At 70.2% G+C, this 13,906-nt stretch carries 13 protein-coding genes; 5 read left to right on the forward strand and 8 right to left on the reverse strand.

Annotation, left to right across the window (positions count from 1 at the left end):
* Nucleotide 1: 1 nt before the first annotated feature.
* Together ACFXDJ_RS13010 and ACFXDJ_RS13015 are read right to left on the reverse strand one after the other, a co-directional pair.
* Nucleotides 2-1,063 (reverse strand): carbohydrate ABC transporter permease, encoded by a 1,062-nt coding sequence (locus ACFXDJ_RS13010; RefSeq protein ID WP_384849023.1) that lies wholly within the window; start codon nt 1,061-1,063, stop codon nt 2-4.
* Nucleotides 1,064-1,071: 8 nt separating this feature from the next.
* A complete protein-coding gene (locus ACFXDJ_RS13015) occupies nt 1,072-2,346 on the reverse strand; it encodes an extracellular solute-binding protein (protein ID WP_384649347.1) in 1,275 nt (424 codons plus the stop codon).
* Nucleotides 2,347-2,745: 399 nt separating this feature from the next.
* Here ACFXDJ_RS13015 and ACFXDJ_RS13020 point away from each other — a divergent pair, with 399 nt between their 5' ends.
* From ACFXDJ_RS13020 to ACFXDJ_RS13030, 3 genes are all read left to right on the forward strand, one after another.
* On the forward strand, nt 2,746-3,786 hold the full coding sequence (locus ACFXDJ_RS13020) for a LacI family DNA-binding transcriptional regulator (RefSeq protein WP_384649349.1): 1,041 nt from the start codon (nt 2,746-2,748) through the stop codon (nt 3,784-3,786).
* 147 nt (nt 3,787-3,933) lie between these two features.
* Entirely contained in the window at nt 3,934-4,836 is a 903-nt protein-coding gene (locus tag ACFXDJ_RS13025) for a phosphatase PAP2 family protein (protein ID WP_384649351.1), read from the forward strand.
* Between the two features lie 103 nt (nt 4,837-4,939).
* The gene (locus ACFXDJ_RS13030) at nt 4,940-5,446 is read left to right on the forward strand and encodes a VOC family protein (RefSeq protein ID WP_384649353.1); all 507 of its coding nucleotides are present in this window, start codon (nt 4,940-4,942) and stop codon (nt 5,444-5,446) included.
* Here the strand turns inward: ACFXDJ_RS13030 and ACFXDJ_RS13035 are convergent, their stop codons facing one another.
* Together ACFXDJ_RS13035 and ACFXDJ_RS13040 are read right to left on the reverse strand one after the other, a co-directional pair.
* On the reverse strand, nt 5,447-7,054 hold the full coding sequence (locus ACFXDJ_RS13035; protein WP_384649355.1) for an amidohydrolase: 1,608 nt from the start codon (nt 7,052-7,054) through the stop codon (nt 5,447-5,449).
* Nucleotides 6,976-8,568, reverse strand: a complete 1,593-nt coding sequence (locus tag ACFXDJ_RS13040; RefSeq protein ID WP_384649357.1) for an APC family permease — start codon at nt 8,566-8,568, stop codon at nt 6,976-6,978. The genes ACFXDJ_RS13035 and ACFXDJ_RS13040 overlap by 79 nt, the downstream gene beginning before the upstream one ends.
* 121 nt (nt 8,569-8,689) lie before the next feature.
* Here ACFXDJ_RS13040 and ACFXDJ_RS13045 point away from each other — a divergent pair, with 121 nt between their 5' ends.
* Nucleotides 8,690-9,325 carry a TetR/AcrR family transcriptional regulator C-terminal domain-containing protein gene (locus ACFXDJ_RS13045; protein WP_384649359.1) on the forward strand — a complete coding sequence of 212 codons (636 nt, stop codon included), beginning with the start codon at nt 8,690-8,692 and terminating at the stop codon, nt 9,323-9,325.
* Here the strand turns inward: ACFXDJ_RS13045 and ACFXDJ_RS13050 are convergent.
* A complete protein-coding gene (locus ACFXDJ_RS13050) occupies nt 9,306-9,605 on the reverse strand; it encodes a hypothetical protein (RefSeq protein ID WP_384649361.1) in 300 nt (99 codons plus the stop codon). The two genes, ACFXDJ_RS13045 and ACFXDJ_RS13050, sit on opposite strands and share 20 nt — an antisense overlap.
* Nucleotides 9,606-9,758: 153 nt before the next feature.
* Here ACFXDJ_RS13050 and ACFXDJ_RS13055 point away from each other — a divergent pair, with 153 nt between their 5' ends.
* Nucleotides 9,759-10,502 carry a PP2C family protein-serine/threonine phosphatase gene (locus tag ACFXDJ_RS13055; RefSeq protein WP_384649363.1) on the forward strand — a complete coding sequence of 248 codons (744 nt, stop codon included), beginning with the start codon at nt 9,759-9,761 and terminating at the stop codon, nt 10,500-10,502.
* 19 nt (nt 10,503-10,521) lie between these two features.
* On the opposite strand, the gene ACFXDJ_RS13060 is transcribed toward ACFXDJ_RS13055, so the two are convergent.
* From ACFXDJ_RS13060 to ACFXDJ_RS13070, 3 genes are read right to left on the reverse strand one after another with little or no spacing between them, the layout of a single operon-like run.
* On the reverse strand, nt 10,522-11,094 hold the full coding sequence (locus ACFXDJ_RS13060) for a hypothetical protein (RefSeq protein WP_384649364.1): 573 nt from the start codon (nt 11,092-11,094) through the stop codon (nt 10,522-10,524).
* Nucleotides 11,091-11,660 carry a hypothetical protein gene (locus tag ACFXDJ_RS13065; RefSeq protein WP_384649366.1) on the reverse strand — a complete coding sequence of 190 codons (570 nt, stop codon included), beginning with the start codon at nt 11,658-11,660 and terminating at the stop codon, nt 11,091-11,093. Before ACFXDJ_RS13065 ends, ACFXDJ_RS13060 begins: the two co-directional genes overlap by 4 nt.
* Nucleotides 11,657-13,897 carry a DUF6571 family protein gene (locus ACFXDJ_RS13070; RefSeq protein ID WP_384649368.1) on the reverse strand — a complete coding sequence of 747 codons (2,241 nt, stop codon included), beginning with the start codon at nt 13,895-13,897 and terminating at the stop codon, nt 11,657-11,659. Before ACFXDJ_RS13070 ends, ACFXDJ_RS13065 begins: the two co-directional genes overlap by 4 nt.
* Between the last annotated feature and the right edge of the window lie 9 nt (nt 13,898-13,906).

Consider the following 13,906-nt stretch of genomic DNA (forward strand, 5'->3'; position numbering starts at 1 on the left):
GTCACCACACCTCTCCCTGCTTGCGCAGCGAACGCCGGTAGACCAGCGCGAAGATCATGAGCAGCAGGAGGATCAGCACGCCCCACGTCGCCGAGCCGGCGAAGTCGCGCGGGCTGGTCACGAACGCCTCGCGGAAGGCCTGGGTCACCAGGATCTCGGTGGAGTCGCCCGGTCCGCCCCGGGTGAGCAGGAAGATCACCGGGAACATGTTGAAGGTCCAGATGGTGGAGAGCAGGATCACGGTCATGCTGACCGTGCGCAGCCCCGGCAGGGTGATGTGGCGGAACCGCTGCCAGGGCCCGGCCCCGTCCATCTCGGCGGCCTCGTAGAGCTCGCCGGGGATCGACTGCATGCCGCCGAGCAGGGCGACCATCATGAAGGGGATGCCGAGCCAGACGTTGACGGCGATGACCGCGACCTTGGCCCAGGTCGGGTCGTCGAGCCACCCGATCCCGGAGATCCCGCCGCCTTCGAGGATCTTGTTGAGGATGCCGTTGTCGCGGTTGAAGAGGAACCGCCAGGCGAAGACGGAGACGAATCCGGGGACGGCCCAGGGCAGGATGAGTGCCATCCGGTAGGCGGCGCGCCCCTTGAACTCGCGGTTGAGCACGGTGGCGAGGCCGAGGCCGAGCGTGAAGGTGATCGACACGCAGGCCACGGTCCACAGCACCGTCCACACCAGCCGCTGCAGGAACACCGGGTCGGCCAGGACGGCGGCGTAGTTGTCGAGTCCGACGAACTTGTACGTCGCCTCGATGTGGTTGGCGCCGATGGTGCGGCCGACGTTGCGCTCGGTGGCGTCGGTCAGCGACAGGTAGATGCCGCGGACGAGCGGCCAGCCGATGATCACGCCGAGCACGAGCACCACGGGGGTGACCATGGCCCAGGCGTACCAGTGGGTGGCCAGCGCCCGCCGCAGCCCCGGACGGTTCGGCCCGGGGCGGTTCCCCTTGCCCGCCTTGCTGTCAGTCCTGCGGCTCCGGCCGCGGGCGGCGGTGCCGGCGTCAGGACCGGCCTCGCTGCCCGCGGCCTTCGCCACCGACCGGCTGGTGTGAGCAGCCATCTTCTTCGCTACTTCCAACCCTTGAGGATCTTGCGGAATTCGACGCCGGCCGCCTTGGCCGCGTCCTCCGGGCTCGACGCCCCGGTGATCGCCTTGGTGTATTCGACCTTCAGCGGCTCGAAGAGGGATCCGTTCTCCGGGATCCAGGCGCGCTCGACGGCCTTGTCCACGGCCGGCTTGAAGAACTGGACCATCTCGTTGGACTTCACGTCGGGCTGCTCGTAGGCGGCGGTCCGGGTCGGGAGCAGGCTCAGCTCCTTGGTGGTCTGGACCTGGACCTCCTGCGAGGTCATGTAGTCGACGAAGGCGTTCGCAGCGGCGATGTTCTTGGAGCCCGCGTACACGGCGAGGTCGTGGCCGCCCTGCGGGGCGCCCGACTTGACGGAGCCGGCCGGGACGGCGGCGACGCCGAGGTTGGCCTTGTCCTTGAACTGGTCGCCGGCGTAGCTGTCGGCCACGGCCCACGGGCCGTTGATCATCATTGCGACCTCGCCCGACTTGAAGGCGGTCTGCATGTTGACCCAGCCGTCGGTGGCGTTGGTGATCGCCGCGCCCGAGGTGACCAGGTCGCGGGCGGTCTTGAAGGCCTTGACCCCCGCCGCGTTGTCCACGGTGACCGTCTTGGTCTTCGCGTCGACGAGGTCGCCGCCCTCTCCGTAGATGAGGGGCAGGAACCAGTAGGACTCGTCGCCGCGCAGGTAGAGGCCGACCTTGCCGGTCTTGGCCTTGATGGCGGCGGAGGCGGTCTTCAGCTCTTCCAGCGTCTTGGGGGGCTGGACGCCGGCGTCGGCGAGCATCTTCTTGTTGTAGAAGAGGCCGAGGCTGTCGATGACCTGCGGGACGGCGTAGGTCTTGCCCTCGTACTTGCCGCTGGCCGCGGCCTGGGGCAGGAACTCGGCGTCGACCTTCTTGGCCGTGTCGGCCGGGACCTCGGCGAGGTATCCGAGGGAGGCGAAGTCGGCGACCCAGCCCACGTCCGAGCGGATGACGTCCGGGGCGTCGGCGCCGCTGCTGAAGGCGTTCTTGGCCTTGTTCTGGGCGTCACCGTAGGGGACGTTGACGTACTTGACGGTCACCTTGGGGTGCTTGGCGGTGAACCCCTCGGCGATCTTCTGGAAGGACGCCTTCTCGGCGTCGTTCGAGGTGTCCCACCAGGTGACGGTGCCGGTGAGCTCCCCGTCGGCCTTGGCTCCGCCGTTGCCGTCCTTGGTGTCACCGCCGCAAGCCGTCGCCGCGAGCGCCAGAGTCGCGACCAGCGCGGTGGCCGCTATGCCACGCCGCATATGAACTCCTTCGATGATCCCGGCCGCGCCTCGCGGTCCCGAGTTGCCGAGAACGTAACAAGCCTGCAAGCCGACCGAAAGACCTTGCGGCAATTTTCTGCAAGACGCGGTGATCGTTACATCCGTGTGTCCGTACGGTTGCCGCAGCTTGCTGTTACTCCGAACCCTTTTCGACTGTCCGGGCCCGCCACCAGGGGGCACGTAGATCATCTTGACCCGATATGACCCACGGCCCGACCGCATCCCGGCTTGCAAGCGCTTCCAGCAACGCCACTGCCAGCGGCTCCCGAGCGGCTCCCGAGCGTCGCCCGAGGGGAACCCACGCGGCTCCCCGGTGGCGACCGAAGCCCCCTGCGCCTTCGGTTACCAAGGTGACGCGTGACCGGTACAGTCCTATCCGTGACCGCACGGCTAGCCGACATCGCAGCCCAGGCGGGGGTCAGCGAAGCCACAGTCAGCCGCGTGCTCAACGGCAAGCCCGGTGTGGCCGCAGGCACCCGTGAATCCGTGCTGGCCGCACTCGACGTACTCGGCTACGAACGCCCCGTACGGCTGCGCCAGCGCAGCGCGGGGCTCGTCGGACTCATAACTCCCGAGCTGGACAACCCCATCTTCCCGGCGCTCGCCCAGGTCATCGGCCAGGCCCTGACCCGGCAGGGGTACACCCCCGTACTGGCCACGCAGACGCCCGGCGGATCCACCGAGGACGAGCTGACCGAGATGCTCGTCGACCGCGGGGTCTCCGGGATCATCTTCGTCTCCGGACTGCACGCGGACACCACGGCCGACATGGGTCGCTACGACCAACTGCGCGGGCAGGGCGTCCCGTACGTCCTGATCAACGGGTTCTCCGACAAGGTGCAGGCCCCCTTCGTCTCCCCCGACGACCGGGCCGCCATGCAGCTCGCGGTGACCCACCTGACCGCGCTCGGGCACACCCGGATCGGACTGGCCGTCGGACCCAAGCGGTTCGTGCCGGTCCTCCGCAAGATCGAGGGCTTCCGGCTCGGCATGAAGGAGCGGCTCGGACTCGGCGAGGACGAGGTCGAGGAGCTCATCCAGCACTCCCTCTACACGCTGGAGGGCGGCCAGGCCGCTGCGGCCGCGCTCATCTCGCGGGGCTGCACGGCGGTGGTGTGCGCGAGCGACATGATGGCGCTCGGCGCGATCCGGGCGGCCCGCCAGCAGGGGCTCAAGGTCCCGCAGGACGTCTCGGTCGTGGGCTTCGACGACTCACCGCTCATAGCGTTCACCGATCCTCCGCTGACCACCATCCGCCAGCCCGTGCAAGCCATGGGACAGGCGGCGGTGCGGACCCTGCTGGAGGAGATCGGGGGGACGCCGGCCCCTCACAGCGAGTTCGTGTTCCTGCCCGAGCTCGTCGTCCGCGGATCGACGGCTTCCGGACCGCGTCAGGGCCGGGGCCCCGACCGCTCCTGAGGACCCGCTGTGCACGATCCTGCCCCCAAGGGTCCCGGAATCCTTGGGGCACACGGCCTCCGGTAGTCCGCGAGGTGGAGATGCTGCGCCCAAGACCGTCCCAAGGGATGATCGGAGGCGAGAACGCATCTGGCAGACTCTTTTCCTATGGGTGAAGCGAGCGTGAAGACACTGGATACCCGGACGGACGCCTCGTCACCCACCGTGACCGAGGGCCAGACCCGCCCGGCACCGTCCGGGCGAACCCTCCTCTCCCGGCTGCGCGCACCCCGGCGGCCCCGGATCTGGTTCGAAATCCTGCTCATCGCGGTCAGCTACTGGACGTACTCGCTGATCCGCAACGCCGTACCCGAGCAGAAGGCGGCCGCGCTCGCGAACGCCGACTGGATCTGGAAGACGGAGCACTCGCTCGGCATCGCCGTGGAACAGACGGTCAACCACGCCGTCAACTCGGTGACCTGGCTGGTGGTGGGCATGAACTACTACTACGCCACGCTCCACTTCATCATGACCATCGGCGTCCTGGTGTGGATCTACCGCTTCCATCCGGGGCGTTACGCGGCCACCCGCCTCGTCCTCTTCGCCACCACGGGCGTGGCCCTGGTCGGCTACTACTTCTACCCGCTCGCGCCGCCCCGGCTGATGAACGGGCAGAACTTCGTCGACACCGTGCTGGTCCACCACACCTGGGGCTCCATGGCCTCGGGCAACCTCAAGCACATGTCGAACCAGTACGCGGCCATGCCCTCCATGCACATAGGGTGGTCGCTCTGGTGCGGGCTGACGATCTTCGCGGTCGCCTCGGCCCCCTGGGCCCGGATCCTGGGCCTGCTCTACCCGACGGCGACACTGATCGTGATCGTGTCCACCGCCAACCACTTCTGGCTCGACGCCGTGGGCGGCATGCTCTGCCTGGCCTTCGGCTTCACCGTCTCCCGCGCCTGGTACGGGTCCCTCCCGCACCGCCTGCCGCGCAAGCCGGAGGAGACCGGCCACCACCCGGTGACGGCGGCCCTCCTGAACCGCGCCCGCGTCCGCACCCGCGCCTGAGGCACCGGCTCCACGCCCCTTGACCTCAAGGATGCTTGAGGTTTTACGGTCATTTCCAGAGGCCGTCGGAACCGTCCGGCGGGTCTCCTCATGGAGGTTCGACATGACCGAGCACGCCGCCCACACCGAGACCCCCGCGATCTCCGTGACCCCCGAGCGCTACCGCAACGCCGTGATCCCGCACATCATGGTCGACGACGCCGCCGCGGCGATCGAGTTCTACGAGCGGGCCTTCGGCGCCCGCGAGCAGTTCAGGATCGACGCCCCGGGCGGCGGGGTCCTGCACGCCGAGATCAGCATCGGGCCGTCCGTCCTGATGCTCGGCGACGCGAGCGTGGAGGTGGCCGAGGCGGGCTCCTTCGCCGCCCCGGCCGCGCTCGGCGGGGGCACGTCCGTCACGCTGCACGTCTTCGTCGCGGACGTCGACGCCCTGGCGGAGCGCGCGGAGGCCGCCGGGGCGGAGATCCTCCAGCCGCCGACGGACATGTTCCACGGGGACCGCACCGTCATCCTCAAGGACCCTTCGGGCCACATGTGGGTGTTCCTGACCCACCTCGCCGACCTCTCGGACGAGGAGCTCCGCAGCGGCCTGGCCGCCTCCGGGATCTGATCAGCCCGCCGCCCCCCGGTGGGTGATCCGGCCGCCCGACATCGTCAGGCGGACCGGAGCCCCCGCCACTTCGTCCGGGGGCGCGTCCACCGGGTCCGCGCCGAAGGCCGTCAGGTCCGCCCGGAAGCCGGCCGCGATCCGGCCCGCAACCCGCCCCTCCCCCGCCGCCAGCGCGGCGTGCGAGGTCATGCCCTCCAGGGCCATCAGCCCGGTCAGGGCCGCGCCGGGCCCGGCCCCCGTACCGGCGGAGGCCGCGCCGCGCGGGCTGCGGGCGATGGACAGCACCTCGCGGGCGTCGTAGTGGGCGATCGGCCAGTCGGAGCCGAGGGCGAGCACCGCGCCCGCGTCGCGCAGGTCACGGCAGCGCCAGGCGTGGCCGGCCCGCTCCGCGCCCAGCCGCTTGGACCACTCGTCGCTGTGGTCGGCCCGGGTGCAATCGGTGTGCTGCGGCTGCATCGAGGCGATCACCCCGAGCTCCGCGAACCGCTTCAGCTGGTTGTCGGGGACCGTCTCGATGTGCTCGATCCGGTGCCGCATGCGGGCCCGCGGGCCCAGCCCCGCCACGGTGTCCAGGACGTGCCGGACCGCCGCGTCGCCGATGGCGTGGGTCGCGGTGCGGACCCCGGCCGCGTCGAGGACCCGTACCGCTTCGGCGTACGCGTGCGGGTCGGGCCAGAAGGCGTCCGTGCCCTGGCCGTGGCAGTCGGCGTGCTCCAGCCAGGCGGTGCCGCCCTCGACGGTGCCGTCCATGAAGAACTTCACCCCGCCGACCTGCCAGTGCCGGCCCAGGAGCCCCTGGAGCTCGATCAGCTCCTCCAGGTCCTCCGAGGTGGCGCCCGGCATGCACCAGGGCGCGAGCTTGAGCCGCACCGGCAGGTCGCCCTCGTACTCCACGGTCGACAGCAGGGCCGGTACGTCCCCGTCTCCGAGGTCCATGACGTGCGCGCCGGTGAGTCCGGTGGCGGCCATGTCGCCGAGCAGCCGGGTGAGGCGGTCCCGGCGCTCGGCGTACGAGGGTTTCGGCGCGAGGGAGCCGACCAGGTCCATCGCGGCGTGCTCGATCAGGTGGCCGGTGGGCCGCCCGGCCGCGTCGCAGACGATCTCGGAGCGCTGGGCGAAGGCGCGGGGCCCGGTGATCCCGGCGGCGGCCAGGGCCGCGCCGGAGGCCAGGGCGGAGTGGGCGTCGTAGAGGCGCAGGAAGGCGGGGGCCCCGGCGAGGGCCTCCTCGATCAGCGCCTTGTCGATGGGGCGGCCGCCGAAGGCGTTGTGGTCGAGGCCGAAGCCGGTGACCCAGCCGCCGGGTCCCCGGTCGGCCGCGCGCAGGGCGGCGCGGAGCTGGTCGAGGTCGCCGACGGCGGAGAGGTCGGTCCCGGTGGCCATTTCGATGCCCCAGACGGGGTGGCTGTGGGCGTCGGTGAGACCGGGGGTGAGGGTCGCTCCGCCGAGGTCGATGACCTCGGTGCCGGGGCCGCGCCAGTCGCGCACGTCGGCCTCTTCGCCGACGGCGACGATCTCCCCGCCGAGTACGGCTACCGCGCCGGCCTCGGGGCGGTCCGGGTCGAGGGTGCGGACGCGGGCTCCGGTGAGGACGGTGTCGGCAGCGGGCACGGGGTTTCTCCTTCGGAGGCTTCGGAGGTCACGGTGGCTTCGGCGGCTTCGGCGGCGGGCTCTTCGGCGAATCGGGCGTAGACCTCGGGGCGGCGGGTCTTGAGCCGCTGCGCGAGGACGAGACCGGCCAGGAACACGGCGGGGACGAGGGCGACGAGGACGGTGTCGACGGTGGTGGAGGCCATGGTGAACAGGTTGACCTTGGAGATCACCAGGCAGATCGCGACGGCCAGCAGCACGGCTGCGGCGACGGGCGCGATCAGCGTCCGCCAGGGGCCTTCGTCGTGGCGGATCCGGCGGAAGTAGACGGGTACGGCGATGGCGGCCAGCAGCATCAGGGCCATGAGCCCGATCATGCCGGGGGTGTTCACCCACAGCAGGAGCTGCTGGTACGGGTCGGCTCCGGCGAGCGCGAAACCGAGCACGATGACGGCGCCGAGGGCGGTCTGGGCTAGCCCGGCGAGGTACGGGGAGCCGTGGCGCGGGTGGATCCGGCCGAGGGTGGCGGGCAGGACGCCTTCCTCGGCGAGGGCGAGCACGTACCGGTTGATGGCGTTGTGGAAGGCGAGGAGGGAGGCGATGACGCTGGTGACGATGAAGACGTGCATCAGGTCGGCCGCCCACGGGCCGACGTAGGTGGTGATGGCGGTGAAGAAGAGGCCGGCCGGGTCGTCGGTGGCGGCGGCGAGGACCTCCTCGGAGCCGAAGGCCTGGATGACGGTCCAGACGATGAAGGCGTAGAAGAGGCCGAGGAAGGCGACGGCGATGTAGGTGGCGCGCGGGATGGTCCGGTCGGGGTCGCGGGCCTCGCGGCGGTAGATGACCGTGGACTCGAAGCCGGTGAAGGCGGCGAAGGCGAAGGCCAGGACGGCGGCGGTGCCGGGGACGAGCACCGCGCCGGGGGCGAAGGAGCCGGCGGAGAGGCCGTGGGCGCCGCCCTTGAGGAGGACTCCGCCCGCGAGCAGGACGAGTATCCCGGTCTCGGCGACGAGCAGGACGCCGAGCAGCTTGGCGCCGAAGTCGATGGAGCGGAAGCCGCCGTACCAGATGAGGGCGAGCCCGGCGAGGGAGACGGGCAGCCAGGGGACGTCGATGCCACCGAGGGCGTGGGCGGTGTCCGCGGTGGTGGTGCCGAGGAGGCCGTAGACGCCGATCTCCATGCCGTTGTAGCCGATGAGGGCGAGCAGGGCGGCGCCGATGCCGACGCGCTTGCCGAGGCCCTGGGCGATGTACGCGTAGAAGGCGCCGCCGCTGCGGACATGGCGGCTCATGGTGGTGAACCCGACGGCGAAGACCGCGAGGGTGAGGCCCGCGAGGAGGTAGCCGGCGGGGGCGCCGATGCCGCCGAGCAGGATCGCTACGGGGGCCACCCCGGCCATGACGGTGAGTGGGGCGGCGGCGGAGACGACGAAGAAGGAGATGTCGGCGGTGCCGAGGGTGGCGCGGCGGAGGGTGGGGGCGGCGGCGGGGGCGTTGGCCTTGGTGTCGGCGTCGGCGGGTCTGGGTTCGGGCATGCGGGAGCACCCTTCTGCGAACGGCAGGCGGCGGGGACGCGAAAACCTAAAGGCTTTCGGTTTGCGGCAATGTAGCCTCCGGTTTTGGCGTACGGGAAGACCTGACGGCGGGAGAAAAACGATGGCGCGGCCACGCACCCCACTGCTCGACCGGGAGCGGATCGGTGCTACAGCCCTGCAACTGCTGGCGGAGCAAGGGGAGTTCAGCGTTCCGCAGATCGCCCGCGCGCTCGGGGTGCAGACCGGTTCGCTGTATCACCACGTGGACGGCCGGGCCGGGGTGATCGAACTGATACGGGAGCGGGTCTGCGCCGGAATCGACGGCGGGGCCCTGGCCACGGAACCCTGGGACGCGGCGCTGGAGGCCTGGGCCCGCTCCTACCGGGCCGCCTTCGCCGCCTACCCGCGCGCCATCCCGCTGCTCATGACCACCCCGGTACGTGCGCCGGCCGTGCTCGCGCAGTACGAGCAGGCGGTGGCGCTGCTGCTGCGGGCGGGATTCCGCACGGAGCAGGTGATGCCGCTGCTCACGGGCCTGGAGAACCTGGTACTGGGCTCGGCCCTGGACCTCGCCGCGCCGCACGCCATGTGGGAGCCGACCCCGCAGACCCCGCTGCTCGCGGAGGCCCTGGCCGTACAGGGCCCGGGGCGCGCGGAGGCCGCCTTCGAGGTCGGCCTGGCGGCGTTCCTGTCCTACGCCCGGACCCAGCGGGACGGGGGCGAGGGCGGGGGCGCGGCTATGGCTCCAGGTGACTGAATCCGACCTCGAAGCGTTCGACCGAGAGGATCCGCTGGCCTTCCCGGTGCGCCGTTTCCTCGCGGATCTGGGAAGCGCGTTCCTCGCTGTCCCGCATGCTGCGCTCGTCTTCCCACAGCGTCAGCGACACGGCCTTGCCGGAGGCGCGGTCGACCAGGTAGTAGACGCCCCGGAAGCCGGGAGCGTCCCGGACCTGCTGGACGATCGCCTCCGAATTCGCGGTCGGGTCTCCCGTCGGCGGCACCGGTGATCCCTGGTAGGTACTCAGCCTCACGAACATCTCCCGAGTCCTTCCCTCAGGCCCCTCAGACCGTTCGGCCCCCAGGACCAGCGTGCTCCGGCCGGTCACGCGCCGCATGCCGGGCGGCGCGACAATGGGGGTGAGGGACACGTCCGCCGTGCGTCGCGTCGCGTTACGGAGAGGCGGGAGCTCGTGGGAGCGTACATAGCCGTGACCGCCCTGAGCCATGTCGGGCTGGTCCGCGATCAGAACGAGGACAGCCTCGTCGTGGGACCGTGGACGCTGTGCGGGACCACGACCCGCAGCCCCCAGACGCTCCTGTTCCCCCTCGGCCGACCGCTCGTCGTCGCGGTGGCCGACGGCCTCGGCGGGCACCCGGGCGGCGAGGTCGCCAGCGAGCTGGTCGTCCGCGAGCTCGCCCTCCTCGGCCCCAAACTCGACAGCGCCCTGGCCATCGAGGACGCGCTGAACGTCTGCAACCGCGCCGTGCACGCGGCCACCGACGGCCGCCCGGACCTGACCGCCATGGGGACCACGGTCGCGGGCACCCTCGTACTGGAAGAGTCGCTGCTGTCCTTCAACGTCGGCGACAGCAAGGTGTACCAGGCGACCGAGGAAGGGCTCCGCCAGGTCAGCGTGGACGACAGCCCTCCCCCGGAGCCGGGCCAGCGCACCACGTCGGTCGTCACCCAGACCCTCGGCGGAAGCCGCGCCCAGCACGTCCTCACCCCCCACGTGGCGACCCTCCCCCTCGTCACGGGCGACCGCTACCTGGTGTGCAGCGACGGACTGACCGACCCGGTGCCCGACGAGGCCATCGAAGAGGTCCTACGGGTCCACGACGACGGCAAGGCGGCGTTCGAACTGTGGCGCGCCGCGATCGAGGCCGGCGGCCCCGACAACATCACCCTGGCGCTGGTCCGCATCGGCGCGTGAGCGGCGGGCTGACGCGGCCCTACGCCTCGCAGTCGTACTGCTTGGCGAGGTTGTCGACGGCCTCCAGGATCACGGTGCGGGAGGCCGCGACGAGGGCCGCATCGTCCCAGTTCTCCGCCACGACCACACCGGGCGCGACCTCCAGCGAGACGGTGACGTACTCCGCGTCCGCCTTCATCTTCTTCGGGCACCCGACGGGGAGCTGGACCTCGCTCTGCCGGGGGCCGACCCATCCCGAACGGCCGCCGGGAAGCCCGGTGGCACCCTTGGCCGGACTGTTCAGGGTGTCGGCGGGACGGACGGCGAGGGTGTACTGAAGCGGGCCCGCGGTGGCCTTTTCCGGGACCCGGATGACGAAGCACGTTGTGGAGAAGACGGGGTCCGCCGGGGACTTGCCGGTCTTGTCCTCGTCGACGGTGACTCGGCCGCCCTTGCCGTCGGACAGGAGACCCGCCGTCTTCTCGGTGAGCATCCCGAGACACAGGTTCCGCGCCCGCAGGTCCTTCAGCGTGCTGGGCCACAGCTGGATGGCGGCGACGACTGCCGCCGCGGCCACGAGCACGGCCGGCAGCACCAGATATTTCCTGTTCATGAGCAGCCAGAGATACGCGCGAGGCTGAGAGCGCTTTCGCGCACCACTGCGGCAGCGTTGCGGATTGCCGTGTCCCGGTCCACGATCCCCTTCTTCTCCGCCTGTGAGGGAGCGCTGAGCGTCACAGTGATGTAGGGCGCCGTCGATCCCAAGCGGCTGGGACAGCCCGTCGGCAGTTGGGCCTCGGCCCTGTCGGGGAGCGCCCAGCCGATGAGCCCCCCGCCGCCGAGCAGCACGGCGCCCTTCGGCAGCCCGGCGCCTCCCTTGCTGTCCTCCATGATCAGCGAGTAGACGGTTCGGGTCGCGTTGCCGTCCGCGCCGGCTCGCCGGGCTATGCACGAGCGGAAGAAGGCGTAGTCGCCCTGCCCCTTCCGTTCGAACTCGTCCATGTCGACCCTCCCGCCCTGCCCGTCGTCGATGAGCGCCGCGGTCCGCTCGTCGAGCGTCCCGAAGCACAGGCTCCGAGGCGGTTTCGGCTCGTCACCACCGGACCACATCGTGAGTGCGACGATCGCCCCGTAGGTGATCAACGCCCCTGCCAGTAGCACGAGATGCTTCCTGTTCACCGCTCGCCCATCTTCATGTCGGCGTCCTTGATGCCGTTCTGGTACCACTGCTGGGCGGTCGGCTGGAGGCCGTCCTCGTACTCTCCGGGGCTCGCGTCCAGCTCCGAGAGGTGCAGCCCCTTGACCGTCGCCATCTGGCTCAGCAGGGCGTTCATCTCCTTCTGCCCGTTGTCGAAGTGGTTGATCATGTTGTTGCGGGTGTCGGCGTCGACCTTGGCGTTGAGGTCGTTCATGTACGCGGCCGTGCCCACGTCGACCGAACGCTGGATGGCGTCACCCACGACGGGGATGGCCGTCAGGGGCCCGCCGTAGACGTGATAATTCATCATCTTGTTCCAGCCGTTCGCGTCCTTCTGGGCCTGCCCGAGGTCGAAGATGACGTCGCCGCGCACGCCGTCGAGGTGGCCGAGTACCGATGCCGACTGCTTGACCCACGCGCGCAGCTTGGGGTCTTCGTGGCGGTAGGAGTCCTCGGGGAAGCTGTCGAGCCCGTCGCCGATCACTGCGGTCTGCGAGGCATGGATGACGGCGAAGGCTTTCGGGTCCTCGACGGCGGAGCGGATGATCCGGGTCAGGGCCCCGCGGTCGATGTCGAGATTGCTGAAGTCGGTGGGCCCGTCCAAGTTCTTGCCGAGGATTTGGTGCACATCGGATCCGTAGTCGCCGATCATCTCGCCCATGGCCATGCGCATGGTGACGGGCACGGCGCTCTGGTTCTTCTTCGTTTCCTCGGCATACTCGCCGATCATCCGCTCGAAGATCGCGGTCTCGGCGCCGTCGTGGCGGGTGCCCACCGGGTGCAGGGGGTCGCCCGGCTCACGGCCCGTCGCCGCGGCGTCGACAGCGGCCGCGAACTCGGCGCGGGCGGAGGTGTGCTGCAGGTCCTCGGGCATCTTGTCCTGGACGTCCCCGCCAGGCCAGTGCCGGTCCTCCAGGAAGTACTTCAAATTGTCCGTTGTGCTCGGATCGAAGTAGCTGGTCGCGGCGGACGGGTTGCGGCTCATCGCGTTCATCAGACCCTTCATCGGGTCCTCCTGCGTGCCCTGCCAGTTCTTCATGACCCCGTCGTAGGCGTCCTTGTCGTGCGTCTCCCACTCGCGGATGGTGTTGCCGACCTCGGTCAGGAAGGCCTCGCTGTAGACCGGGTCGTCCTTGTCCTTCCGGAACGGACTGTCCTTGGGGTCCTTCGGGTCGTACGGCTTGTCCCCGACGTCGGCGGCCATGAGGTCGGTCAGGGCCTTGAGGCCCGCCGCTCCGCCCTTGAGCTGCCCGGGGTGCTGGCTGGGCAGGTCGTTGCCGTTGCGGGCCATGGTGATGAGCCGGTGGGTCCAGGCCGAGGTGACCCCGCCCGCCGGGGTGCCGATCGGGGAGTCCGGGCCGGTGGCGGTGGCGAGGCTGCCGGAGAGAGCCTTGTAGAGCCGCGCGTCGGTTGCGGAGACCTGGCCGTCGCGGCCGCCGTGCTCCAGGCTTCCGGCGAGCAGCAGCACCGCTTCCTGGTCCTCGCGGCCGTTGTAGCTGAGGTTCTGCATCAGCTCGGCGGAGAACGCGGGCGAGTTCTGGCCACCCTCGACAAGGCTGAGGAGCCGCTCGCGCTCCTTGTCGTCGAGGTAGTCCCAGCGGCCGTAGAGCTTGGCGGCCTCGCGGCCGTTCTCAGTCTGCTGCTTCTCCTCGGCGCGCATCCTCTTCGCGTCGGCGACGCCGCCGAGGTCGGTGCTGCCGAAGTCGTTGGGGTGGTTCTTGACCAGCGCGCGCAGACCCCAGGCACACAGCTCGTCGGCCTCGTTGGCACGCTGCAGGATGCCTTCGATCTTTCCCCGCAGCGCGTCGAACTGTGCCTCGGTGGCGATCGGTTCGGTGCTGTCCTTCGACCGGCGGTCGGGGTGGACGCGATGGCTGAGCACACCGTTCGGGTAGATGGTGATGCCCGGCGGAGGATTCTCGTACGTGGCCTTGAGGTCGTCCTGGGCGGTCTTGAGCAGAGTGTGGGCGTCCTGGAGGAGATCGCGTACGGATTCGGCCTCGGTGACGGCGTCACCGAACTCCTTCGCCGTCTTCGTGACGAACTCCTTCGTCACGGCGGCGTTCTCACCCCTCCAGGTGGACTTGTCGGCCTTGCCCTTCATGGCCGACGCATCGGTCTTGAGCTGCGTCAGCCTGGCAACCATCTCGGTCCACTGAGTGACCGCCGTGTCCATCGGACCGAGCTTGGCGTTCAGGAGCTGCTCGAAATCAGGCATGACTGCGAC

Origin of the sequence: Streptomyces sp. NPDC059443, assembly GCF_042750105.1 — a bacterium.
GTDB lineage: Bacteria > Actinomycetota > Actinomycetes > Streptomycetales > Streptomycetaceae > Streptomyces.

Excerpts from the sequence above, each read along its gene's own strand:
- ACFXDJ_RS13030 (WP_384649353.1), top strand. The coding sequence starts at position 4,940 with ATGACCGAGCACGCCGCCCACACCGAGACCCCCGCGATCTCCGTGACC.
- ACFXDJ_RS13010 (WP_384849023.1), bottom strand. The coding sequence starts at position 1,063 with ATGGCTGCTCACACCAGCCGGTCGGTGGCGAAGGCCGCGGGCAGCGAG.
- ACFXDJ_RS13050 (WP_384649361.1), bottom strand. The coding sequence starts at position 9,605 with ATGTTCGTGAGGCTGAGTACCTACCAGGGATCACCGGTGCCGCCGACG.
- ACFXDJ_RS13015 (WP_384649347.1), bottom strand. The coding sequence starts at position 2,346 with ATGCGGCGTGGCATAGCGGCCACCGCGCTGGTCGCGACTCTGGCGCTC.
- ACFXDJ_RS13040 (WP_384649357.1), bottom strand. The coding sequence starts at position 8,568 with ATGCCCGAACCCAGACCCGCCGACGCCGACACCAAGGCCAACGCCCCC.
- ACFXDJ_RS13070 (WP_384649368.1), bottom strand. The coding sequence starts at position 13,897 with ATGCCTGATTTCGAGCAGCTCCTGAACGCCAAGCTCGGTCCGATGGAC.
- ACFXDJ_RS13025 (WP_384649351.1), top strand. The coding sequence starts at position 3,934 with ATGGGTGAAGCGAGCGTGAAGACACTGGATACCCGGACGGACGCCTCG.
- ACFXDJ_RS13060 (WP_384649364.1), bottom strand. The coding sequence starts at position 11,094 with ATGAACAGGAAATATCTGGTGCTGCCGGCCGTGCTCGTGGCCGCGGCG.
- ACFXDJ_RS13045 (WP_384649359.1), top strand. The coding sequence starts at position 8,690 with ATGGCGCGGCCACGCACCCCACTGCTCGACCGGGAGCGGATCGGTGCT.